This window comes from Paraburkholderia sp. SIMBA_027, assembly GCF_046535315.1.
GTDB classification, from domain to species: domain Bacteria; phylum Pseudomonadota; class Gammaproteobacteria; order Burkholderiales; family Burkholderiaceae; genus Paraburkholderia; species Paraburkholderia tropica.
The window spans coordinates 353,448-376,131 of record NZ_JAWRWY010000004.1 but is presented as its reverse complement, the minus strand read 5'-3'; the positions used below and the strand labels follow the sequence as shown (position 1 = coordinate 376,131).

Genomic DNA, 22,684 nt, shown 5'->3' with positions numbered 1-22,684 from the left:
CGGCAGTGGTGCGAGACATATAAAGGCAGCAAGGCCATCGAAGATATTTCGATCAGCAGCGCTGCTTCTCTCCATACTATGGGCAACACACGCGTTAGCCGCGCCACAAGAGGAATGCGTAGGTCGCTATCGCCTGACTCTCCCCGACGAGGCAGATGTGGCGCTCACGATCGTCGAAGCCTTTCGCGGGCCGCAGGAATCGAATATCCGCTTCCCCGATGGGCTGATTGCGCCGCTTTCCTCGTTTGTCTACAACGGAACGTTTTATATCAGCGATGGCATTTCGCGTGATGGCTATGATGCGCTCGTCAACACGATGAAGGATCGCATCGCGAGGGAGCAGGACAAGTCACCGGACGAGCGGCCTGTGGTTTTGTCGGTGCAGGGCTCGGGCTCGTATGCGTGGACGGGTCGCGGCGGAGCGGCCTTCTACGCGTTCAAGGACGGAAAGACCGTGTCGTTCGTCACGAGATCCGACGACAGGAATTCGGCGAGCACCACCGCGCTTGAGGTTCTGACGAATCTACAACCACGCGCAGTTGGAGAGGTTCCAGCCGAGCCGGGAGTCTGTCTGCCAGGCGTTTTCGTCAGGACGAGTCAGGTGGACAAGACGCGCATAGTCGGTGTGAGCTATCGACTGAAGCGTCATCCGGATGTGCTGATCTTTTTCCGCGATACGAAAGTACAGAAATATGCGCCCAGGCTAACTTCACGTCAGGAGAATGAGTTTGTGTGGACGAGTGCGTTCGGCGTGGGTAAGTCCGTCAAATTGCACGGCGCATTTCCGTGGCGCACGGTGAAGCTTGATGGGCGCGAAGGCGTGGGATCATTGGCCACCATCACGCGACGGGACGATGCGACCGACTACGGATATCTCGTGACCGTGCAAGGGGATGCGGATGCGACCGTGGATACCCCGGACTTGCTTCTCTACGTCGTGCGTAACGCCGCAGCAGCCAATGGAAAAACCCCTGTATCCGAAGACGAAATCGAAGAAATTGGCAGAGAAGTAGCGGCTTCGATCAAACGGCGATGACTTCGTTACCACTTCTCTCTTTAGCCCGACGGTGCGAGACACATGAAAGTAGCAAGGCCATCGATGACGTTCCGATCAGCAGCACTGCTTCTCTCCATGTTGGGGGGAACACACGCGTTGGCGGCACCACAACAGGAATGTGTAGGTCGTTATCGGTTGACGTTACCGTCCCAGGCGGAAGTGGCCATGAGCACTGCCAAGGCATTTACCGATACGCAGATCAAACCGATTCGTTTCTCCGACAATTTGCCCGCGCCGCTCTCGTCCTTCATATACGACGGCAAGTTCGAGATCAGCAGAAGCGTTTCTCAGAGTGAATTCGACGCGCTGGTGGGCCGAGCGAAAGATGAGCTTGCCGCGAGTGCGAAAAAGCCTTATGCGGATCAGCGATACACCCCCTTGGCGGTGAGCGCCGCGCGGAGTTTCGCGTGGTTGGGCGCAAAGGATTCGGGGTTTTACACGTATAAAAACGGCACGGCAATTTCATTCATTGCTCAACCCGCCTCGGAAAAAAGCACAGCATTTGTCTTGGATAACGTCAGGGCGCGGGATGACGGTGAGGTTCCAACCGCTCCGGGCGTGTGCTTGCCGGGTGCCTTCGTCGAGAGCGAGCAACCGGATCGAGCCCGCGCCGTTGGCGTCACCTTCCGCTTGAAAGATCATCCCGATGTGCTGATTTTCTTTCACGATTTAAAGGTGCTGAAAGATCAACCCAAGTTGACCTCACGCCAGAAGAACGAGTTTGTCTGGACCAGCGAGTTCGGCGTGGGTAAGGCCGTCAAATTGCACGGCGTGTTCCCGTGGCAAACCGTCAAGCTCGACGGCCGCGAAGGGGTGGGATCATTTGGCACGATCACACGCAATGACGATTCGACGGATTACGGCTATCTCGTGACCGTGCAGGGCGACCTTAACGCCTCAACCGACACACCCGATTTGCTCTTGTATGTCGAACGCAACGCCGCCGCATCCCAAGGCAAAACCCCCGTCACCGCCGACGAACTCGAAAAAATTGGCGAAGAAGTCGCCGCATCGATCAAGCGTCGCTAACGCAATCCGCTAACAACTTAGCCGCCGCCGCGTCCGACTAACCCGCATTCACCTGCACGTGATAAACCGCCCACGGGCAGGTCACAAACCGCTCCTTCAGCGGCTTGCTGGCCTGCTCCGGAACGCGGTCGGCGTCGTACACGGCCCATAGCGGCCCCAGCCCACCCAGCGGCATGGGCTTGCCATCCAGATGCGTGGCGACGATATAACGCCACGCGCGCAGATTCTCCAGCGACACCATCACCGCATAACCATCGATCGCACGCAGCATGACCTGCGCCGTCCCCGCGCCGGTTACGCCCGCAACTTGCAGCACGTCGGCGAGCAGCGGACCTGCGAGCGTATGCGGCTGCTGATCGTATTCGAGCGTAGGGCGGATCGTGACTGCGGGCAAGCGCATCAGCGCGGGAAAGTCGAACGCATAGGCTTTGTCGAACTTCACGAGCTGTTTCTCGAACAAACGATCGAATACATCGACGCCGCCGCGATTATGCCGACCGATATCGCCGGAGATCGTCAGCACGGCGGGCGAGGTCGCATGCGCGGCGCCACTCGTTTCGTGCTTTGCGGCGAAGGCCGCGGGTGCGACGCTGAACGCGGCTGCGCCGCTCAAGAATTGCCGCTTGTTCATTTCGGATGGTCCTTTCTTTGACGCTAGCTGGCCGGGGTTGAGAAACTGGGTGTCGGTATCGACATAAGGCGGTTGCAGTATATATCGGCAAGCCGCAGCGTCCGGACTGTCTAAACGTCCACCGAGATCAAGCTATTATTTCGGTTGGCGAACGAAATTCATGGATGATAACGCGTAGCCTATATACGTCGGTATAACTCTAATAAACCGATTGCCGTATCGTCTGCGCGAAGCGCCGATGCTAGGCTACGGAGCAATATAGGCCGCTCTTTCTGCGCGGCGCAACATCAAGCAATCGAGTTATCGGAGCGTACCGAATGAAAATCCCTCGCATCAAGGCCTTGCTGAGTGGCGCGACGCTGGCGCTTGCCATATTGGGGAACCAGCCTGTCATGGCAGAGCAGACGTCGCCCGACGCATCGCCCATTTATGGCGTGACGATTCCGCCAGGCTATCGCGAGTGGCAGATGATCGCGCCCGCCGCCGAAGCCGCGCCGCTCGACGAATTGCGCGTCGTGCTCGGCAATCCCGCTGCGATCAAGGCGATCAAGAACGCCACGCTGCCGTTCCCGGACGGCGCGGTGCTCGTCAAGCTGGCCTACAAGAAAAAGCAATCCGATGATTTCGCGCCCGCCACGGTGCCGGGCCAACCCACCACGGTGCAGGTCATGGTGAAGGATTCGAAGCGCTATGCGTCGACGGGCGGTTGGGGTTTCGGTCGCTTCATCGACGGCAAGCCGGCCGATCTGAAACAGCACCAAACCTGCTTCGCGTGTCACGCCGAACGCGTGAAAGACCGCGACTATGTCTTCACGCGTTTCGCGCCTTGAGAAAAAAATTCGCCGCTCAAAGCAAAGCGCGCCGCTGCAACGAGCGGCGCGCACCGAAGCAACAACCAATCAAATCCCCGTTCGCACGGGCAATGCCGTCACCCCGCGCAGATTATTGCGGTGCTGCCAGACCAGCGCATCGAGATTCTCGGCCTGCAGCGCGGGAAAGCGATCGAGTAAATGTCCGATCGCGACTTCCATTTCGAGCATGGCGAGCCGCGCGCCAAGACAATAATGAATGCCCGCGCCGAAGGACAGCGATTTAGCCGTATCGTCGCGCGCGAAGTCGAGCTGGTCGGGCTGCGTGAACGCCTGCGGGTCGCGATTTGCCGCGCCAATCAGCATGAAAACGACGGACCCGCGCGCGAGCTTCGAATCGCCCACGTCGATATCGTCGAATGCCGTGCGCACGACCATTTGCACGGCGCCGTCGTAACGCAGGCATTCCGCAATCGCGCGCGGCAACAGCGTGCGGTCGTCTTGTAGCGCCTGATACCGATCGCGATGCCGAAACAGCGCGAGCATCGTATTGCCGATCATATTCGACGTCGTTTCGTGTCCGGCGATGAATAGCAGGACCGCGTTCGACACCACTTCTTCGTCGGTGAGCTTCGCGCCATCCACCTCCACGTGCAGCAGCGCGCTGATCAGATCGTCGGCATGCTGTGAGCGCCGTTGCTCGATTACGTTCTGGAAATAGCGTTCGAGCGTGAGCGCCGCTTCGTCAGCGGCGCTCAGCGCTTGCGCGTCGAGCGGCGCAAGGTCGAACGCGGCGACTAGTCGACCGGCGGCGCCTGCGAGTGCGTGGGCGTCTTCGAGCGGCACATCGAGCAACTGGCAGATGATGCGAACCGGCAACGGCAGTGCGAAGTCGCTCATCAAATCGAAGCCGGCATTCGTGCCGATTGCATCGAGCAGCGCGCGCGTAGTGGCTTCGACCGTGTCACGCAGTTTCTCCATTTGCCGCGCGTTGAAGGTCTTCATCAGCAGCGCGCGCAATCGCGTGTGCGTGGGGGGATTCATCATCAGCAAGGTACGGTTCAGCGACTGAAACACCGGCCGCGCCGTTGCCGCTTCGCCGTAGCGCGCGGCCACGCTTTGCAGATATGTTTTGCCCATACGCGGATCGCGCAGCAGCGCGTCGATCACATCGAAGCGGCCCGTGACGAAAACTTGCGGCGCGATGGGCAGCAGCGCACCCGCTGCGCGAATCTTTTCATACGCGGGATACGGATTCGCGAAGAACGCGGGTGAGGTGAAGTCGGAGAATTGCATGAGTTTGGGCGATGAATGTGGGCGGATCGTAGTGTAGCGAAGGGCGCGTTGTGAAGCGAACGTTCACGCGCGCGCTTCGAGCATCTTGACGAGCGTAAGCAGCGTGCGATTCGCAGGCGTGGCGATACCTGAATTCAATCCGCGGCGCACGATCGCGCCGTTGAGATAATCGATTTCGCTGGGCTTGCGGCGTGCAAGGTCTTGTGCGGTCGACGAATATTGACCGCCGGGAATGGCGGCTTCAATGCGCTCGACAATTTGCGCGGGTGTGTCGTCGAAGTGGACGCCTTCCGCGGCTGCAACGGCGAGGCATTCGGTCACCACGTCGCGCATGGTCTCGCGCAAGGCGTCGCGTTGCGGCATGGCGTCGAGCGGCAATTGAACGATGGCCGACACCGCGTTGTATGCGCAATTGAGCACGAGTTTTTGCCAGAGCGTGGCGCGCACGTCGCGGGCGATGCGCGTGGGAATGTCGGCGTCGAGCAGCGTGCGCGCGAGCGCTTCGCTCGAAGGCGTGTCTTCGATCTCCAGGTCGCCGCGTCCGTGATGCAGCAAATGGCCTGGCCCCGCCATTTCGCTTGCCACGTACACGGCGGCGCTGATCACGGGTTGTGTCAGTTCGGCGCGCAGCATCGCGGCATTGTCCACGCCATTTTGCAGACTCACGACCATGGCATGCGATGCCAGTGAATGTCGCAGCGCGCGTGCTGCGCCCTGCGTATCTGGCGATTTCACGCAGACAAACACGGCGTCGGCAGACGCTGCCGCCTCGATGGCGGTCGAGGCTTGCACGGGCAGGCGCAGGTCGACCGTTCGCGACTGAAAGCGTAATCCCCGCGCGCGAATCGCATCCACATGCGTCGATCGGCCGATCAACATCACCTCATGACCGTGCCGCGCGAGCATGCCGCCAAAATAGCAGCCGACCGCGCCGGCGCCCAGAACCGCAAACCGCATACTATCCTCCGTGAAGCGAAGCTGGCCGTATGCACTGGCCCGTCGGACATCGATAACACCTGGCGCGTCAGCTTTATTCCCGCCATCGTCAATGCACGGGTGCAAATACCGGTAAGCGCTCGCGAATCCAGTCGAGCAGCGCCGCCGGTCCGGGCGCGAGTGCGCGATTCGACTTCACGAGCAAGCGCGCGCGCGTACTTTGAAAAATGCTGTGCTCGATTGGCACGGTTGTTATCTCGCCGCGTGCGACTTCGGCTTGCGCGGCGAATTCACCAATCAGCGTGACGAAGTTATCGACGGTCACCATACGCTTGAGCGCCGCCACGGAATTGCTCGTTATCGCGGCGGGAATTTCGATGCCTTCCGCGAGTTCGACCATTCTCACCGCATGGCCAATACCGAACGATTCGGGCATCAGCGCGAGCGGATACGCACGCAGGTCGTGAACATGCGCGACCGTGCGCGCCTTCGCCAACGGGTGTTCGTTGCGCAATAACAGCACGACTGGCTGATTCGAACTCGCGAGGCTGTGAATCAGCGGATGCGGTGGCGGATTGTAGGCGAGGCCGATATGAGCGCGGCTCGACGCCACCTCCTCGATCACGCCGTCGCGGCCCAGCACGCTCAGCTCGATCGTCAGCGACGGATAGCGAGCGCAGAACGGCCGGAGCACGGCATCGGTGAGCGTATCGACGAAACCTTCGCTCACGGCAAGCCGGATACGCCCCTGTTGCAAACCGCGCAGCGCGCCGAGTTGTGCTTCGAGTTTTTCCTGCTGCGAGCGGCAGCTTTCCACAAAATCGAGCAGATGCGCCGCGGCGTCGGTTGGGCGCACGCCTTTCGCGGAGCGGTCGAACAGCGTCGCGCCCAGTTCGTCTTCCAGAATGCGGATTTGCCGCGTGATGACGGAGGGCGACGTATTGAGGTTGTCGGCGGCGCCGCGAATCGAGCCGTGGTCGAGGACCGCGTGAAAGTAGCGCAGGCGTTGATGATTGAGTTGACGCATGGTGATCACCGGATCGAATGTCGTGCGTTGCTTGTGAGGCAACAGGGGTGGGGCGCGATTGCTGTTATCCAGATCGCGCCTTCCTGACACCATCGCTAAACCGGATGCGCCACGAAGTTAATCAGCGATCCGAACTAATTGAAGAGTTGGAACGAAGAAGCGCTAAGTCATGTTTTCAGATACTCATCAAACGCCAGACCACATCCTGATCGTCGACGACGATGGGGCGCTACGCGAGCGTATCGCGACGTATTTGCAGACCCGCGGCATGCGTGTCTCGCAGCTTTCGCGAGCGCGTGATCTACGAGCACGGTTAAACCAGTCCGCGCCCGATCTCATCGTGCTGGACACCCGTCTTCCCGATGCGGATGGCCTCGCGCTGTGCGGCGAATTGCGTGCTAACCGCCGCTTTCATGCTTTGCCGATCGTGCTGCTGTCCACGCGTCACGGCGTGGAGGACCGCATTGTCGGCCTTGAAATGGGCGCCGACGATTACCTGGCGAAGCCGCTTGCGACTCGCGAACTGTTCATGCGCATTCGTGCGATCCTGCGCCGCGCGCGTCTGCCGCCGCCCGGACTCGCCGTCGCGCACATGGCGAGCGTGCTGCGTTTTGGCGAATGGCGGCTCGACACGCTGGCGCGTCATCTTGTGGACGAGAGCGGCGCAACCGTTGCACTGAGCAGCGCTGAATATCGTTTGCTGCGCGTGCTGCTCGATTATCCGAATCGCGTGCTCACGCGCGATCAACTTCTCGACCTCACACAAGGCCGCGAAGCCGATCTGCTCGACCGTTCGATCGACCTGCTCGTGAGCCGCGTGCGTCAGCGCTTGCGCGACGGCGTGCGGCAAGGCCGCTACATCAAGACGATACGCAACGAGGGCTATCTGTTTTCGGCGACGGTTGTCGAAGCCACCGGCCCGTGCGCATCGGCGTGTTGCGCGGCGGCCTGAGATCCCACATTGGGCGCATCACGGAATCAGCAGCAGCTTGCCGGTCGATCGACGGCTTTCCATGTCGTCATGCGCCTGCGCCGCCTGTTCGAGCGGATACACCCCGCCGATACGCACGTCGATTGCCCCGGCGACGATCCAGTCGAACAACTGCTTCGCGCGCGCCCGCAACAACGCGGGCGTGGCGATGTGATCGGCAAACACCGCGTAACCGATCTTGATGCTGCGCGGCAGGCTCATGATGTGCAGCGGTCCCGCGTCGCCGAGCACCGGGCCGTACCAGCAGAACGTGCCGCTGCGGCGCAGCGCGGCCATCGACGCGTGAAAGGTCGTGGGACCGGAGCCGTCGTAGACCACGTGTACGCCTTCGCCGCCCGAGAGCCGCACGGTTTCTTCGGCGAAGGCGCCGTCCGCGTCGACGATGACGTGATCCGCGCCCGCTTCGCGTGCGATCTCCGCCTTCGCCGCGCTCGACACGCGGCCGATCACCGTGCCGCCGCGCAACTTGATGATCTGCGTGAGCAACAGGCCCAGGCCGCCCGCGGCCGCATGCACGAGCGCGATATCGCCGCGCTGCACCGGATAAAAGTCTGTCGCGAAGTGGCTGGCCGTGAGGCCCTGCATCATCAGTGCGGCGGCGGTGCGATGGTCGATTTCGTCGGGCACCGGCACAAGCGCGGCGGTCGGAATGACGACGCGCTGCGCGTAGCTGCCCGGCGCATAGACCCACGCGACGCGCTGACCGGGGCGCACATCCGTGACGTTTTCGCCCACGGCGAGCACGCGGCCCGCGCCTTCGACGCCCAGCGGCTTCGGATCCGGCGTCGACTCCCAGAAACCACCGCGACGCACGCCGATATCCATGAAGTTGACGCCCGCAGCATCGACTTCGACGAGCGCTTCGCCCGGACCCGCGACGGGCTCGCTCGCATCGACGAGGCGCAGCTTGTCGATGCCCCCCGGGCCTTCCATGACGATCTGTTTCATGCTCGCGCGCTCCTTGTATGGCGTGGTTTGCGTGGTGTTGTCATCGTGCGTTCCTTGAATGAGGGCGTGACGCTATTGGAACGCCGCCACGTATCCCGGTTGTTTCCGCCGATGCGTGGAAATGTAAGCGCGTGTTGCGAAGCGGGCCGTCGATACAGTGGGCTACAAATGTGCGTCACTCGATCCCAACCCGCGACGCCGTCACGCGGCGCTCGGTTGCAGGCAACGAGCACGCGAGAGTGGCGCGGTCGTGCGGCGCATGTCGTCGCGTTCGGCGATGCGGTGCTCGTCGAGCGTGGTGACGGCCGCCGAAAACACGTAGCCTTCGTTGCGCAGCGTCTTGATGTAGCGGGCCATGCGCGCCGTGTCGTTGAGGCGCTGCCGCAATCGGCTCACGAGCAGATCGATCGAGCGGTCGAACGGATCGGCGCTGCGCCGCTGCGTGAGATTGAGCAACTGGTCGCGCGTGAGTACGCGCTGCGGATGATCGAGAAACACGCGCAGCAGACGATATTCTGCGCCGCTGAGCGCGACCGGCGTGTCGTGCGGATCGAGCAGACGGCGCGCGGTGGTGTCGAGTCGCCAGTTGCCGAAGCCGAGTGTAGCGGGGCCTTCTTCGGCATGCAGATCGGGCGGCAGCATCCGCGTGCGCCGCAGCACGGCGCGGATGCGCGCGAGCAGTTCACGCGGCGGGAAGGGCTTGGTCAGATAGTCGTCGGCGCCCATTTCGAGGCCGACGATGCGGTCCATCACATCGTTGCGAGCGGTGACCATCAGCACCGGCATGAGACGATGGCGGCTCTCGCGCAGCGCGCGATAAAGCGTGAGTCCGTCTTCGCCGGGCAGGATGAGGTCGAGCAGGATCAGGTCCGGCGGGCTGCGTTCGAGCGCATCGTGCATCTCGCGCCCGTTGGCGGCGCGCGTGGTCCGCATGCCGTTTTTCTCAAGATAGTTGCCGACCAGTTCGCGCAGGTCGCGGTCGTCGTCGACGATCAGCACATGGTCGATTTTGTCCATGATGGTCATAAGCGACGCGGTGCGCCGCGTCCGGTTTGCGTGGAGCGCCGGCCGCGCTTTCGTGCGCGTAGCCGCCTGACTCCGATTCAAACAGATTAGCCGCTGCGCGCTGTGTATTCCATCCGGATCTGGATTGAGTCTATAGACGAAAAAGGATAGGGGACCCTATACGTCCGTATAAGGGTGGGGGGTGGGGTGCAGTATTCAAATCCCGCTCAGACGCATTTTCAGTCAATTGATAATTCGATGACGTGATATTTGAAGGCGGCAGGGGAAATAAAAAAACTACACACCGGACATAATCGGGATACATGCGCTGACTTTAATGAGGGCCGGCGTTTCGGAATCGACCGCGCGTCAAAGCAGTCGCGCGGTCGCGTTTCCGAATCGATTCTTCTCTCATGAACAGGACGATCCAGCATGCCTTCGAATGAATTTTCCCCGATGCGGCGCAGCCTGCTGACCGCCACTGCGGCGGCCGGTGTGCTCTTGCTGTTTCCTGAAGCGATTTACGCCAGTGCCGCCACGCCCGATATCCGTCCGTTCAAGGCGAATATTCCCGACTCCGCACTCGACGATCTGCGCCGCCGCCTGGCGAATACCCGCTGGCCGGGAAAAGAAACCGTCGCCGACGAATCGCAGGGTGTGAAACTCGCGCGCATGCAGCAACTGGTTCAATACTGGGGAACGGGTTACGACTGGCGTAAAGGCGAAGCGAAGCTCAATGCTTTTCCGATGTTCATCACGGAAATCGACGGGCTCGATATTCAGTTCATTCACGTCCGCTCGCGCCATGCCAATGCGCTGCCGCTGATCATGACGCACGGCTGGCCCGGCTCGATTTTCGAATTGATCAAGGCAATTGGACCGCTGACCGATCCGACCGCTTATGGCGCGAGTGCCGACGACGCGTTCCACGTCGTGGTGCCTTCGCTGCCAGGCTTTGGCTTTTCGGGCAAACCTGCGCAGCCGGGCTGGGGCTCGGACCATATCGCGCGCGCGTGGGGCGTGTTGATGGCGCGGCTCGGTTACGAGCGCTTCGTTTCGCAGGGCGGCGACTGCGGCTCGGTGATCTCGCAACGCATGGCGATGCAGCACGTGAAGGGCTTGATCGGCATACACGTGAACATGCCGGCCACGGTACCGCCCGATATCGCGCGGCATCTCGCGCTGGACGATCCCGCGCCTGCCGGACTTTCGGCGGGCGAAAAGCGCGCATACGAGAAGCTGAGCGTGTTCTATCGCGACAATTGCGGCTATTCCGCCATGATGGTGACACGTCCGCAAACCGTGGGCTATGCGCTCGCCGATTCGCCGGTGGGACAGGCGGCGTGGATGTACGACAAGATTTCGCAATGGACCTATAGCGGCGGCATTCCCGAGCGTTCGCTGACGCGCGATGAAATACTCGACGATATCTCGCTCTACTGGCTGACCAATAGCGCGACGTCGTCGGCGCAAATCTATTGGGAAGATCATTCCAACAATTTCAATGCGGTCGATATCGGCTTGCCCACGGCAATTACGGTATTCCCCGGCGAGATTTATCAGGCGCCGCGCAGTTGGGCCGAGCGCGCCTATCACAACCTCGTCTACTTCAACGCGGTGGACAAGGGCGGCCATTTCGCCGCGTGGGAGGAGCCGCTGCTGTTCGCACAGGAAGTGCGCGCCGGCTTCCGGCCCATGCGCAAGCTGGCGTGATCGCCGGAGAAAAAATGCAGAGAAAAAGCAATGCGGCCGGTGAATGAAGTACCTAATGATCGCGAATGGCCACCGAATTGGTGCGGGAATGGAGGCAGCAAATGATGCGGTGATTGGCAATCAATCGCTGCCATAGGCATCGAATGGCGGTTATTGGCGGGTGATTGCGTGGACCGGCGAGAGGGCTTTTGTTACCATCGGTTATTCGCCCTTCATAACAATCGATGCGCTTTTCTCGCCAGCGGCCCATTTGCCCACGATGTCCAACTCCACGCCCGCACCGCTCTCGACGGACCCAGACGGCACTATCGTCTATATCGTCGACGACGACGCGTTGTTTCGCCGCGCGTTGACCGGGCTGTTGCGCTCCGCCGGGCTGGCGGTGCGGGCGTTCGATTCCACCGAGGCCTTTCTCGCCGCGCCGCGACCTGCCACGCCGTCGTGCCTGCTGCTCGACGTGCGTCTGCAAGGCCGCAGCGGTCTCGCGTTTCAGGCCGAGCTGAGCGAAGGCGGACGCGCGCATCTGCCGATCATCTTCATGACCGGCTACGGCGACATCGCCATGTCGGTGAAAGCGATGAAGGCGGGCGCGGTGGACTTTCTTGCGAAGCCGTTTCGCGATCAGGACATCATCGACGCCGTGCTCGCAGCGCTCGAGAAAGACGCCAACCGCCTCGCAGCCGATCGCGCGCTGCACACGTTGCGCGCGGGCTGGGACTCGCTCACGCCGCGCGAGCGCGAAGTGCTCCAGCATGTTGCGGCCGGCCTCATGAACAAGCAGATCGCCGCGAATATGGGCATTGCCGAAATCACCGCGAAGATTCATCGCGGCCAGGCCATGAAAAAAATGAACGCTCGTTCCGTGGCGGAGTTGATGCGAAAGATGGAAGCCCTTGGCATTGCGCATCTGCGTGCCTGAGTTCGCGCGACTACACGGTCGTGCAGGCCTGCTGCGCGATATCTATACCATCAGATGATGGCGGCGCGGCACGGCGTCCCGTATTCTGACGCTGCCGCGCGAATGCCTCGTTGCCCGCGCGTTAGTTAACGTCCGCGTGCCTTTGCGGCGCACGGTTGAGAACAACGACGGGAGAACGACTATGCGAGCGTATCCGGCAGCTTCGTGCGATACGCCCGCGCGTGCGTGCGAGTCTGCGCCGCGTCGCCCGGTCGCCGGATCCGCCGGAATGATGCCGCGCGTGCTTTCGGCGTTGTTGGCGGCACTACTGGCGGCGGCGTGCGGTTACGCCGCCTTTGCGATGTACGCCACGCCGTCGTCTGTCGCGCATGAGCCCTATCGTTTCGTCGCGCCGCTGGTGCTGCCCGCGCTTGCGGCGCTCGCTTTCATCACGTTCCAGTATGGCGCGTTGCGCGCGCAACTACGTCGCCATGCTCAGGCATTCGAAGCCGAAGCCGAAGCGGGCGAGGGCGTGGGCCTCGCCTTACCCGAATCCGGCCCCGCGCCGATGGCACGGCTCGCGCGTGCCGCCAATCGTTGCGCGCGTCAACGCGCGGGTCGCCAGGCTGAATTGCTGCATGTGCTGGCCGCTTACGCGCACGATCTGCGCACGCCGCTCACGCGCATGGGCATGCGTTGCGAACTGCTCGACGACGACGCGACGCGTGACGCGCTGCAACGCGATCTCGCCGAAATGGCGGAGCTGGTTGAAGGCAGTTTGTCGTGCGCGCGCATGCAGTGCAGCGCCGATGAGCCGATGCGTTCCGTCGATGCGGATAGCCTGCTCGACCTGCTGATCGCCGACTATCGCGACGCAGGCCGCATCGTCACGCTCGACGGTCGGGTGGGCCGCCCTCTCGTTACCTGCCCTCACGCGTTGCGCCGCGTGCTCGTGAACCTGATCGACAATGCACTGCGTTATGGCGACGACGTGTGCCTGAGCGTGCGTGTGGAAACGCGGCGGCTCGTGATTGCGGTGCTCGATACGGGTCCGGGCATCGTGCCCGCGCAACTCGAAGCGGTGTTTCTGCCGTGGTATCGCGCGCCCGGCACGGCGGCGGCGACGCCGGGTTCGGGATTGGGACTCGCCATCGCGCGGCGTCTGACGCACGCGATGCGCGGCGAACTACATCTGGAGAATCGCTGCACGGGCGGGCTGGAAGCGCGCCTGACGTTGCCGCTAAACGCGCCTTGACGGGTCGATTCACGCGTGTGATGCGCATGATGCGCTTCAGGTGCCGGGCAGCGTCACGGTCACGATTGTCGTGCCGCCCAAACGCTCGGTGAGTTCGTGATGCGCGCTACGTGACCCCCACCAGCGCGAACGGCGCGCCTGCGCACGATGCCCAACCACGACGAGATCGGGATTGAACGCCTGCGTATGGCGCAAGACGACATCGTTCAAGCGACCGAAGCTCACATAGCCGCTCGCGACAATGCCATCGCCGGTCAACTGGCGCACCGCATGATCGAGCGTGCTGCGCGCGAGTTCCTCCAGACGATGAAACGCGAGGTCGCTCAGCAGGCCAGCGCAATGCGCATTGGCGCTTTCGGCATCGACGACGGAAATGACATCCACCTGCGCCGATAACGCGAGCGAGAGTTGCGCGCAGCGTTCGAGCGCGGCCTGGGCTTCGGCGCTGCCGTCGTACACGAGCAGCAATTTCGCAAAGGGAGACATGACGTCGAAGACCGTGAATTTGGTCGTGATTTTGAATTTAAGTGGCACGAACAAAACAGCCCATGCGGGGTGTTTATTCCGCAAGCCTCTTTTACAACCCGATCTTTTCAGTGGCGCGAACGCGGACATATTCCGACATAAATTTCAGCCAGCGTTGCGCTATAACGATGCAAACCGAACACCGCGAAATGCGCGTCACAGACAACCACGCGCAATGTGCCGGACAAGCCTCACGCGAATGCGATCGATACACTCGTTTGCCATGAATCGACACACCGTACGCTCGATTCATCGCGAGGTTTCGCCGCCGTGCGAGGCCGCTACTCCTTTCGAAGTTCATCTGGCAAACGATCATGTCCGAGTCCTGCACCGCACTTTCGTCGAATGTCCGCCAACGATTCTTTATCGATGGCGATTGGGTATCGAGTCATTCCGATCAACGTCACACGATCATTTCTCCGGCGACCGAAACGCCGTTCATGTCCGTGCCGCTCGCAGATGCCGTCGACATCGGGCGCGCAGTATCGGCGGCGCGGCGCGCGTTCGATCACGGGCCGTGGCCGCGTCTGTCCGGACCGGAACGCGCCGGCTATCTGAAGCGGCTGACGCAGGCGTTGCGCGAGCGCCTGCCGTTGCTCGCGCAACTCTGGACCGATCAGGTCGGCGCGCCCGCGTCGTTCGCGCAGAAGCTCACGCCGTTTGGCGCGAGCCGCTTCGATTTTTTCGCCACGCTCGCCGAGCACTATGCGTTCGACGACTGGCGGCCGACGCAGCGCGGACGCGCCTGCGTGCGCCGCGTGCCGGTGGGCGTCGCGGCGCTGATTGCGCCGTGGAATGCGACCTTTCCCATCGTCTCGCAGAAGATCGCCGCGGCGCTGGCGGCCGGCTGCACGATGGTCGTGAAGTCGCCGCCCGAGTGTCCGTTCGACGCGCTCATCATCGCGGAATGCGCGGCGGCCGCGGGCATTCCGCCTGGGGTGCTCAACGTGGTCACGGCGGGACGCGAAGCGGGCGCGCAACTCGTGCAGTCGCGCGATATCGACAAGATCAGCTTTACCGGCAGCGTGGCGACGGGCCAATGGATTCAGCGCGCGGCGACCGATCGGCTCGCGCGCGTGACGCTCGAACTCGGCGGCAAGTCGGCAGCGATTCTGCTCGACGATGTCGATCTGCCCGCCGCGCTGGCGGCGCTCGTGCCGTTCACGATGCCGTTCTCGGGGCAGATCTGCTTCGCGCAGACGCGCGTGCTCGTGCCTCGTCATCGTCACGACGAAATCGCCGAGGCGTATGCAAGTGTCGTCGCGCGCATGAAGGTGGGTGATCCGCATGACGCCGATACGGCCATCGGTCCCGTGCTCAATGCTACGCAGCGCGAGCGTGTACGCGGCTATATCGAACGCGGCATCGCCGAAGGCGCGGCGCTCGTGACGGGCGGCTCCGGAAATGCGGGATTCGAGCGCGGCTTATACGTTGCGCCCACGGTGTTCAGCCGCGTGACGTCGACCATGGCGATCGCGCGCGAGGAAATCTTCGGCCCGGTCGTGTCGATCCTGCCGTACGACAGCGTCGATCAGGCAGTCGAGATCGCCAATGACTCGGACTACGGTTTGAGCGGTTCGGTGTTCGGCGCGGATGGCGAGCGCGCATTCGACGTGGCGTGCCGCTTACGTACGGGCAACGTCGGCATCAACGGCGTGGAGATTGCGCCCAACGTGCCGTTCGGCGGCATGAAGCGTTCGGGCATCGGTCGGGAAGGCGGACGCGAAGGGCTCGAAGCGTACCTCGAAACGCAGGCGATATTCGTTCCGGGCGCGGCGGCGTAACGCCGAACGCGGAATTCGACAACAAGGAAGCCAGCCATGAACTTCGAGAAGCACGAGATGACGCTCGACGGCGATCCGCACGCGAGCGAAATCTGGTCGGACGTCATGCTCAACGTTCACGGCTTGCATTGCGAGTTCGATGCACGCCGGCCGGCGATGTCGCGCGTGAAGGGCTGGCGGCTCGGCGCAGTCGGTTTCTCGCTGGCCGATCTCGCGGTGCTCACGCTCACGCCGGTCGGCACGGAACGCGCGTCGTGGCAAGGCGACTGGCTGTTCGTGAAGCTCGTGACGGCGGGTCATGTTCACGTGCGCAGCCGCGACGCGATCCGGCGTTTCGATGCGGGCAGCCTGTTCGTGATCGATCCCGCGTGGCCGTTCACCGAAATCTTCGACGAGCGCGCGCGCCTCACCGTGCTACGCATTCCGAAAGCGGCGCTGCGCGAGCGCGGCGTGCAGTATTCGAAGCCCGCGCCGCTGACGGTCGACGCGCGCTGCGCGGACGTACAGGCGACGCGCGACATTATCCAGTGCATGGCCGCGCAGACCGTCGCGCCCAGCCGCCATACGCAAACCATGATGGGCGAGCAATTGATCGAATTGATTCAACACGCCGTACTCGACCCCGATGCACGGGCGGCACGACGCAGTTCCGACGCGCTGATCTGGCAGGCGAAGCGCTTTATCGAGCAACACATCGGCGATACGGGACTCGACACGGCGGCGATTGCCGGCGCGGTTCACGTCTCGCCGCAGCATCTGCAACGCGTGTTTCGCGCGCAAGGCGGCACGCCGATGCGTTACGTCTGGCAAGCGCGGCTCGCACGCGCCGCGCACCTGCTGCGCAGCGATCCGGCGGCGGGCGTGTCGATTCAGGAGATTGCGTGGCAATGCGGCTTCGCCACGGCCGCGCACTTCAGCCGCTTGTTCAAGCAGCAATACGGCGAGCCGCCTTCGGACTTTCGTCACTCGGGCTCGCCGCTGGCGGTGTGACCGCCGGATTAACTCGCGGTGATTTCGGGCGGCGCGGATCGCTGGCCGAGTACTTCGTCGTCGCGGCCTTCGGCGATCTGCTTGCCGATGGCCGAGAGCGCGTTGTCGTCGAGCGCGGCGATCAGCGCGTAACTCAGATTGGCGCGCCGCCACGTGAGCACGTTGAGGCTGTCCACGTGCTGACGCTTCATCGCCGTATCGGGCCTGTCGTCCTTCATCACGCAGAGCGCAACCGGCAAGCCGGTTTTCGGCAGATAGACGATCTGCACGAGCGGCTTGGCGTTGAAGCGCAGGCGTTGAATGCGTTTGAACGTGAGGCCCGCCGCGCGCAGATCGGGCACGCGCAGCGGCACGCCGTCGTCGCTGTGAATCTGCTCGATCACGCGCGCCGCCACCGTCATGTCGGGCATGTCGCTGGAAACCGTGTCGCGCGTATAGAGGCGCTGATAGTTGACCGCTGCCGCGACCCACGGCATGACGCCGGGCGCGGACGTGGCCACGGCAACAGGATGCGCGCCGTCGCCCGGCAGCCATCCCGGCGCCAGGCTGAGCACGAGCGCGCCGCACGCGGCGCACGTGAACGCACCGGCGAGGAACGGCCAGGCAAAGCGCGGCCACGCGAAGCGCGTGCGTTGCGCGTTGCGTGCTCGCGTTGAAATTTGCATTGCAGCGTTCGCATGATGTTGCGCGTTGGCCGCCGGATTGCGCTTTAGCGCGCCGATGGGCGTGATGTCCGCCGTCGACGCGAGCGCGACGTCATCCGCGCCGTTCTGCGTGCCGCCATATGCGCGGCTCAGTTCCGCGACGCGTTGCGCGAGCCGCTCGGGCACGGGCGGCAGCCGCTGATGCGCGAACGCATGCCGATACCGCAGCGCCGACGCCTGGAAGCAGGCCACGCGCCGCGCGACGTCGGGCGACACGCTCATCGTCTTCTCCACGTTCTCGCGCTCGCGCGGCGTGAGTTCGCCGTCCACGTACGCCATGAGCAGGACGTCATCCATATTCATGCCCCAGGTTCCTCACTATTGGCCACGCCGGTTATGCGCTTTTCTTCTTCTGTCCTTCGATCAGGGCGCCGATCGCCTGGCGAGCCCGTGAAAGCCGGCTCATGATCGTGCCGATGGGCACGCCGAGCACCTCGGCCGCTTCGCTGTAACTGAGTCCTTCTACGGCAACGAGCAGCATCACCACGCGCTGCACTTCGGGCAACTGCTGCACGGCCGCGATGATCTGTCCGTTCATCGCCTGTTCCTCGGGCGTGCGCGCGGACGGGTCCGGCACCGTCTCCAGAAAGCCATCGTCCCAGTCCATGCCCGAACGGTTGCGCACGTTGCGCGCGCGCAGCTCGTTGATCCACGTGGATTGCACGATCGAGAACATCCAGCTCAGCGGCGCGGTGCCCGGCTGCAATTGATGTGCGCGTTCGAGCCCGCGTACGCAGGCGCGCTGCACGAGGTCTTCGGCGTCGTGCTGATCGCCGGAGATGCGCAGCGCGAACGACCATAAACGCGGCAGCATGGCGGGCAGAAGGGCGGACAGGTCGGCGACGGTCATCAGCGTGACGTCCCGTCCTGAACGGCGCGGCCACGGCTCGGTGTGCGCGCGGCGCGCACAAGACTCATGCGGCACACGCGCTCGTGCATCGGAGCCGATTCGAGATTCTCGCTGGATTCCATGGGGCGACGCTTGTGTTGGCTGAAATTCGCCTGAATAGAACACCGGCGGGGCGGCCGATATTCCCTCTTTGTTTCAAGTCGGCGAGCGCGCGCGTTTTTTCGTGTTTGCGCGCGGCTCGCCTGCTGCTTCAGACGACCGTGATCGTCGTTTCGATGTTGCCGCGCGTGGCCTTCGAGTACGGGCAGGTTTGATGCGCGGCGTGCGCGAGCGCTTGCGCGGTCTCGGCGTCGAGGCCGGGCAACGAGACATTCAGACGTGCCTGTAGCGAATACGAGCCGTCGTTCACGACGAGATCGATTTCCGTATCGACGGTCGCGTCTTTCGGCAGTGCCACTTTGAGCTTGCTCGCAGCGAGACCCATCGCGCCGATGAAGCAGGCCGACCAGCCCGCTGCCAGCAGTTGTTCCGGATTCGTGCCCGGCGCGGACGAGCCGGGTGCGGAGAGCTTGATGTCCAGTCGGCCGTCGCTGCTGCGCGCGGCGCCGTCGCGGCCGCCGGTGGTGTGAGTCTTGCCCGTGTAGAGCACTTTTGCGGTGTTTTCCATGATGGGTTCCCTGGTGGGTAATGATTCGGAATTGAGGACTGAATTGACGACAGGACGCATTAGACCGGGTCAACTTATCTGGCATGTGTCCCGTCATGCGCGAATTGCAAGGCTATGTATCTGCCACGCGGTTTCGACACACTGAGATACATAAGCGCGACGTGCGCGATCGAATCGACGCCTGAAAACAGGCGTGAAATGCGCGTCGAACTGAAATATGCGAGATACAAACGCGTGCTGAAATGCAAGGCCGTTTCTTTCAGGCGCGTTCGTCATCTGGCGATTCGCGTTCAGCTCATGACGCTCATGCAGAACGAACCTCATGAATTTGCCGACGAACCGGCTGTGTCGAACGTGTCCAACGTTTCGATCGTGCGCAAGCGCGCGAAAACGTCGTGAAGGAATTGAAGGGCCTCGATGCGGTGATGGCGACGCAACCCTCGGTCGAGCACGCGGCGGGCTTCCTCGGCCATGTGCTTGCATTCGACGTGCTGCTGTCGAATCTCGGCGATGCGCCGATTCCGTCGAGCTATGCGGGGCTGAAGCTCGAAGCGTTATGGGGACCGCTCGTGTCGTCGGGTTTCGCCGACGACAGGTGATCGGCGTTTGCGCGCTCGACGGCGTCCTGCGGATCACGCACGCGAGTTATGGCGCGCTGCCGGAACTGCTTGTGCAGATGGAGGCGGTATTGCGCGAGGCCGTCGCGCCATGAAGACAGCGACGGCCTCGTCACCACGATAAGGCGCGGCGCGCGCCGCTCGTCACGCGATCAGGGTGCTTCGTACGTCATCAGCTTGCTGGCGACCGTTTGCACGCCCGCGACCTTCGATGCGGTGTCCTGAGCAATCTGGTCCTGCGACTCGTCGAGGATCGTGCCGGCCAGCACGATCTTGCCGGTGCGCGCCTTCGCGAATACGGCGATGTCGGTGTCGTTGAGCGCCTTCGTGCTGTAGATCGCCTGACGCACCTTCTTGGCCAGCGCCACGTTGGCGGCGTGATCGGCCTTCATTTGGGCGCGGATCTGTTCCTTGGTGAGCGCCGGGGCATCGGCGTTGGCGGCGGTCTGGGCGAGCGCGGCGGAAGAAAGCAGCGCGGCGGCGGCTGCCGCAAGAAGTTTGGAGCGAAGCGTCATGGCATCACCTGTTGACGTTTGAAGGAAGAACTTGGTGCCAGGGCAGTGCGTGCAGCGTTGCCCGGGTTGCAAAAAGCATAGCCCGCGGCCTGACGCGCAGCCATCAGACCTTCGGTGTTCATCCCCTATACGAAAGGAAACTGCGGTGCATACCTCGGGTTATCCGGCATCGCGCTTTGTGATGCGCAAAGTGCGACGTACGCGAACATCGGCACGCGCGCAAACACCGCTGCGCGCGCGTCGTCCCACAGTGTGAGCCGCGTATGAAAATGGAAAGCACCCTGAAGTGCGAGAGGCACCGCGCGCGTCGCGCGCACGAGTCAATGCGAAAGCGCCGCGTGCAGTGCGGTGGTCAGATCGGCTACGCTGACCGGCTTGATGAGGAAGGCGTTCGCGCCCAGCGCCAGCGCGCGCTGGCGCAGTTCGGGCATCGGATACGCGGTGATGAAAAGCGTGGGGATGGGCTGTGTCGCGTCGATCAGGCGCGCGAACATGTCCACGCCGCTCATGCCCGGCATCTGCACGTCGGAGATAATGCAGGCGGGGCGCGCGCGCGCAACGGCGGCCAACAACTCCGCGCCGGATTCGAAAGTCACGACTTCGTAATCGAGCGACCTCAAGAGGCTCGACAAGCCCGAGCGGACCGACGCGTCGTCGTCGACCACCCAGATCACTGTTGGCGTACACAAAACTGTCTCTCCCATGGCGTGCCGGAGGGCGGAACGGCTGATCCGTCGCGTGTACGCGGTTCAAGCTTACCTGACGGCAAAAAGCCCCGAAACCATACGGACGTATATGTAGGGTTCACCTCGGTGAGCAGCTATCATTCCAGGCGGGTCACGAGCCGGGTCAAGAGCCGGGCTGGGCGCACATCGGCACGACAGTCGTTCGGGCCGCTCGCTCACGCCGGATCGGCGCGATCGGGCAACATCCGGTTGCGACTCAAACATTACAAAATCAATTCGAATCTATTTCATAGGCATTTCTCCGTGCCGTGCCGCGAGGGGTTTCATCGCGCGGGGCCAGGCATCGCGGTGGAGTGGGATATGGTCCAAATCGGTAGCGAACGTGACGAGCGCAGCCTCGCGACGGCGAGCAGCGCGACGACGCACGTTCGCGACATCGGCGCGTCTGACGATGCGATCGCTCAGGAAGAAGCCAAAATCTGCGCGCGCCTCAAGGCATTGCGGCTCGCGCGGCGTATCGATCTGAAAACGCTCGCGGCGTTGTCGGGCTTTACCGAAGAACAATTGCGCAGCATGGAAAGCGGCGTGCGCGCGCCGCCGTTCGCGTCGCTGGCGCGGCTCGGGCGCTGCCTTGGCGAAGACCTCAGCTATTTCTTCGTCGACCGTTCGCCCGCGCAGGCCGAGCAAGCCGACCGGCGCGTCTCGATCGTGCGCAACGGCGAGCGCAAGCCGGTGGCCAAAGACGATGCCGCGCTCGGTTTCGAATACGCGACGCTCGCGCATCATATGGCGCGCAAGCGCATGGAGCCGCTGTATTTCACGTTTTCCGCGCACGCGCAGCACGATTATTTTTTCGAGCATCCGGGCGAGGAATTCGTGTTCGTGCTCGAAGGACAACTCGATTTCGAAATCGTGATCGATAAAGAAGTCAGGATGATCCGTCTCGAACAGGGAGACAGCTTCTATTTCGATTCGGCGCTGCCGCATCGCTGCTTTGCGGCGGGCGCGGACGCGAGGGCGCTGATGGTGGTGGTGAATCAGGAGGACAAGTCGTGAGCGACACGCCGACCGGCGCGGCAACCGACGCGGCCACCGTCTACGTGATCGACGACGACGAGCGGCTGCGCGAAGCGCTCAAGAGCCTGCTGGCGTCGGTGGGTTTTCGCGTGGCGGCGTTTGCCTCGACGAGTGCGTTTCGCGCGTATGCAAGAGCCGAGGTGCCGAGCTGCCTGATTCTCGACGTGCGCCTCAAAGGCGAAAGCGGTCTGGAATTCCAGCAGTGGGCTGCGGCAAACGCGATTTTCATGCCGATCATTTTCATGACCGGTTATGGCGACGTGGAAATGTCGGTGCGCGCGATGAAGGGCGGTGCGGTGAATTTCCTCGCGAAGCCGTTTCGCGAGCAGGACATGATCGAGGCGGTAACCGAGGCACTGGCGCGCGACGCGGCGCGCCTGAAGGCGCAAACGTTGGCGAGCACGCTGCGCGAGCAGTTCTCGACGCTGACGCCGCGCGAACGCGACATCGCCGTGCTGGTGGCGGCGGGCAACATGAACAAGGCGACGGCGAGCCAGCTCGAACTCAGCGAAATGACCGTGAAGATTTATCGCGCGCGGGTGATGAAGAAGCTTGCGGCGCGCACGACCGCCGAACTGGTGCGCAAGGTCCGCGCGCTGCAGACTGATGGCGCGACATGGCCGCCTTAACGAGTTCGATAACGCGTTCGATAACGAGCACGACAGCGGGCATAA

At 62.8% G+C, this 22,684-nt stretch carries 25 protein-coding genes; 13 read left to right on the top strand and 12 right to left on the bottom strand.

Annotated elements, in window-relative coordinates; all coding sequences use genetic code 11:
- Positions 1–157: 157 nt before the first annotated feature.
- Both SB764_RS09725 and SB764_RS09720 read left to right on the top strand, forming a co-directional pair.
- Complete coding sequence (locus SB764_RS09725; RefSeq protein WP_183716866.1) at positions 158–1,036, top strand: T6SS immunity protein Tli4 family protein; 879 nt, start codon at positions 158–160, stop codon at positions 1,034–1,036.
- A 186-nt stretch (positions 1,037–1,222) separates the two neighbouring features.
- Positions 1,223–2,086 carry a T6SS immunity protein Tli4 family protein gene (locus SB764_RS09720; RefSeq protein ID WP_146230065.1) on the top strand — a complete coding sequence of 288 codons (864 nt, stop codon included), beginning with the start codon at positions 1,223–1,225 and terminating at the stop codon, positions 2,084–2,086.
- Positions 2,087–2,123: 37 nt separating this feature from the next.
- On the opposite strand, the gene SB764_RS09715 is transcribed toward SB764_RS09720, so the two are convergent.
- The gene (locus SB764_RS09715) at positions 2,124–2,717 is read right to left on the bottom strand and encodes a molybdopterin-dependent oxidoreductase (protein WP_065058655.1); all 594 of its coding nucleotides are present in this window, start codon (positions 2,715–2,717) and stop codon (positions 2,124–2,126) included.
- 317 nt (positions 2,718–3,034) lie between these two features.
- Here SB764_RS09715 and SB764_RS09710 point away from each other — a divergent pair, with 317 nt between their 5' ends.
- Positions 3,035–3,547, top strand: coding sequence for a cytochrome P460 family protein (locus tag SB764_RS09710; RefSeq protein ID WP_176081775.1), 513 nt, complete (start codon positions 3,035–3,037; stop codon positions 3,545–3,547).
- 69 nt (positions 3,548–3,616) lie between these two features.
- Here the strand turns inward: SB764_RS09710 and SB764_RS09705 are convergent, their stop codons facing one another.
- From SB764_RS09705 to SB764_RS09695, 3 genes are all read right to left on the bottom strand, one after another.
- The gene (locus tag SB764_RS09705; protein WP_321857730.1) at positions 3,617–4,822 is read right to left on the bottom strand and encodes a cytochrome P450; all 1,206 of its coding nucleotides are present in this window, start codon (positions 4,820–4,822) and stop codon (positions 3,617–3,619) included.
- Positions 4,823–4,885: 63 nt separating this feature from the next.
- Positions 4,886–5,779 carry a ketopantoate reductase family protein gene (locus SB764_RS09700; RefSeq protein WP_074986945.1) on the bottom strand — a complete coding sequence of 298 codons (894 nt, stop codon included), beginning with the start codon at positions 5,777–5,779 and terminating at the stop codon, positions 4,886–4,888.
- Between the two features lie 88 nt (positions 5,780–5,867).
- Positions 5,868–6,785: a LysR family transcriptional regulator gene (locus SB764_RS09695; protein ID WP_410863392.1), complete on the bottom strand. Its 918-nt coding sequence runs from the start codon at positions 6,783–6,785 to the stop codon at positions 5,868–5,870.
- A gap of 169 nt (positions 6,786–6,954) precedes the next feature.
- Here SB764_RS09695 and SB764_RS09690 point away from each other — a divergent pair, with 169 nt between their 5' ends.
- Entirely contained in the window at positions 6,955–7,737 is a 783-nt protein-coding gene (locus SB764_RS09690; protein ID WP_410863390.1) for a response regulator, read from the top strand.
- 18 nt (positions 7,738–7,755) lie between these two features.
- Here SB764_RS09690 and SB764_RS09685 read toward each other — a convergent pair whose 3' ends face one another.
- Together SB764_RS09685 and SB764_RS09680 are read right to left on the bottom strand one after the other, a co-directional pair.
- The gene (locus SB764_RS09685; protein WP_183716871.1) at positions 7,756–8,724 is read right to left on the bottom strand and encodes a quinone oxidoreductase family protein; all 969 of its coding nucleotides are present in this window, start codon (positions 8,722–8,724) and stop codon (positions 7,756–7,758) included.
- Between the two features lie 201 nt (positions 8,725–8,925).
- Positions 8,926–9,741, bottom strand: a complete 816-nt coding sequence (locus tag SB764_RS09680) for a response regulator (RefSeq protein WP_080180902.1) — start codon at positions 9,739–9,741, stop codon at positions 8,926–8,928.
- A gap of 420 nt (positions 9,742–10,161) precedes the next feature.
- Between SB764_RS09680 and SB764_RS09675 the strand changes: the two genes are divergently transcribed.
- From SB764_RS09675 to SB764_RS09665, 3 genes are all read left to right on the top strand, one after another.
- Positions 10,162–11,442 (top strand): epoxide hydrolase family protein, encoded by a 1,281-nt coding sequence (locus SB764_RS09675; protein ID WP_410863388.1) that lies wholly within the window; start codon positions 10,162–10,164, stop codon positions 11,440–11,442.
- 259 nt (positions 11,443–11,701) lie between these two features.
- A complete protein-coding gene (locus SB764_RS09670) occupies positions 11,702–12,361 on the top strand; it encodes a response regulator transcription factor (RefSeq protein ID WP_065058664.1) in 660 nt (219 codons plus the stop codon).
- A gap of 268 nt (positions 12,362–12,629) precedes the next feature.
- Positions 12,630–13,595 carry a sensor histidine kinase gene (locus SB764_RS09665; RefSeq protein WP_110328785.1) on the top strand — a complete coding sequence of 322 codons (966 nt, stop codon included), beginning with the start codon at positions 12,630–12,632 and terminating at the stop codon, positions 13,593–13,595.
- A gap of 36 nt (positions 13,596–13,631) precedes the next feature.
- Here SB764_RS09665 and SB764_RS09660 read toward each other — a convergent pair whose 3' ends face one another.
- Positions 13,632–14,081: a universal stress protein gene (locus tag SB764_RS09660; protein ID WP_234775300.1), complete on the bottom strand. Its 450-nt coding sequence runs from the start codon at positions 14,079–14,081 to the stop codon at positions 13,632–13,634.
- 353 nt (positions 14,082–14,434) lie between these two features.
- Between SB764_RS09660 and SB764_RS09655 the strand changes: the two genes are divergently transcribed.
- Together SB764_RS09655 and SB764_RS09650 are read left to right on the top strand one after the other, a co-directional pair.
- Positions 14,435–15,904 (top strand): aldehyde dehydrogenase, encoded by a 1,470-nt coding sequence (locus tag SB764_RS09655; RefSeq protein WP_410863385.1) that lies wholly within the window; start codon positions 14,435–14,437, stop codon positions 15,902–15,904.
- Positions 15,905–15,940: 36 nt separating this feature from the next.
- The gene (locus SB764_RS09650; RefSeq protein ID WP_065058668.1) at positions 15,941–16,894 is read left to right on the top strand and encodes an AraC family transcriptional regulator; all 954 of its coding nucleotides are present in this window, start codon (positions 15,941–15,943) and stop codon (positions 16,892–16,894) included.
- A gap of 8 nt (positions 16,895–16,902) precedes the next feature.
- Here the strand turns inward: SB764_RS09650 and SB764_RS09645 are convergent, their stop codons facing one another.
- The 3 genes from SB764_RS09645 to SB764_RS09635 form a co-directional block, all read right to left on the bottom strand.
- Positions 16,903–17,901: an anti-sigma factor family protein gene (locus SB764_RS09645; RefSeq protein WP_410863383.1), complete on the bottom strand. Its 999-nt coding sequence runs from the start codon at positions 17,899–17,901 to the stop codon at positions 16,903–16,905.
- 31 nt (positions 17,902–17,932) lie between these two features.
- Positions 17,933–18,448 carry an RNA polymerase sigma factor gene (locus tag SB764_RS09640; protein ID WP_074986938.1) on the bottom strand — a complete coding sequence of 172 codons (516 nt, stop codon included), beginning with the start codon at positions 18,446–18,448 and terminating at the stop codon, positions 17,933–17,935.
- Between the two features lie 250 nt (positions 18,449–18,698).
- Positions 18,699–19,115, bottom strand: coding sequence for an organic hydroperoxide resistance protein (locus SB764_RS09635; protein WP_410863381.1), 417 nt, complete (start codon positions 19,113–19,115; stop codon positions 18,699–18,701).
- Between the two features lie 198 nt (positions 19,116–19,313).
- Between SB764_RS09635 and SB764_RS09630 the strand changes: the two genes are divergently transcribed.
- On the top strand, positions 19,314–19,514 hold the full coding sequence (locus SB764_RS09630) for a hypothetical protein (RefSeq protein ID WP_074986937.1): 201 nt from the start codon (positions 19,314–19,316) through the stop codon (positions 19,512–19,514).
- A complete protein-coding gene (locus SB764_RS09625) occupies positions 19,511–19,714 on the top strand; it encodes a hypothetical protein (RefSeq protein WP_065058678.1) in 204 nt (67 codons plus the stop codon). Before SB764_RS09630 ends, SB764_RS09625 begins: the two co-directional genes overlap by 4 nt.
- A 170-nt stretch (positions 19,715–19,884) precedes the next feature.
- On the opposite strand, the gene SB764_RS09620 is transcribed toward SB764_RS09625, so the two are convergent.
- Positions 19,885–20,247: a BON domain-containing protein gene (locus SB764_RS09620; protein ID WP_110328781.1), complete on the bottom strand. Its 363-nt coding sequence runs from the start codon at positions 20,245–20,247 to the stop codon at positions 19,885–19,887.
- A gap of 320 nt (positions 20,248–20,567) precedes the next feature.
- Positions 20,568–20,936: a response regulator gene (locus SB764_RS09615; RefSeq protein ID WP_231957468.1), complete on the bottom strand. Its 369-nt coding sequence runs from the start codon at positions 20,934–20,936 to the stop codon at positions 20,568–20,570.
- A gap of 357 nt (positions 20,937–21,293) precedes the next feature.
- Here SB764_RS09615 and SB764_RS09610 point away from each other — a divergent pair, with 357 nt between their 5' ends.
- Together SB764_RS09610 and SB764_RS09605 are read left to right on the top strand one after the other, a co-directional pair.
- The gene (locus SB764_RS09610) at positions 21,294–21,989 is read left to right on the top strand and encodes a helix-turn-helix domain-containing protein (RefSeq protein WP_183716878.1); all 696 of its coding nucleotides are present in this window, start codon (positions 21,294–21,296) and stop codon (positions 21,987–21,989) included.
- The gene (locus SB764_RS09605; protein ID WP_321869870.1) at positions 21,986–22,639 is read left to right on the top strand and encodes a response regulator transcription factor; all 654 of its coding nucleotides are present in this window, start codon (positions 21,986–21,988) and stop codon (positions 22,637–22,639) included. Before SB764_RS09610 ends, SB764_RS09605 begins: the two co-directional genes overlap by 4 nt.
- Positions 22,640–22,684 lie beyond the last annotated feature (45 nt).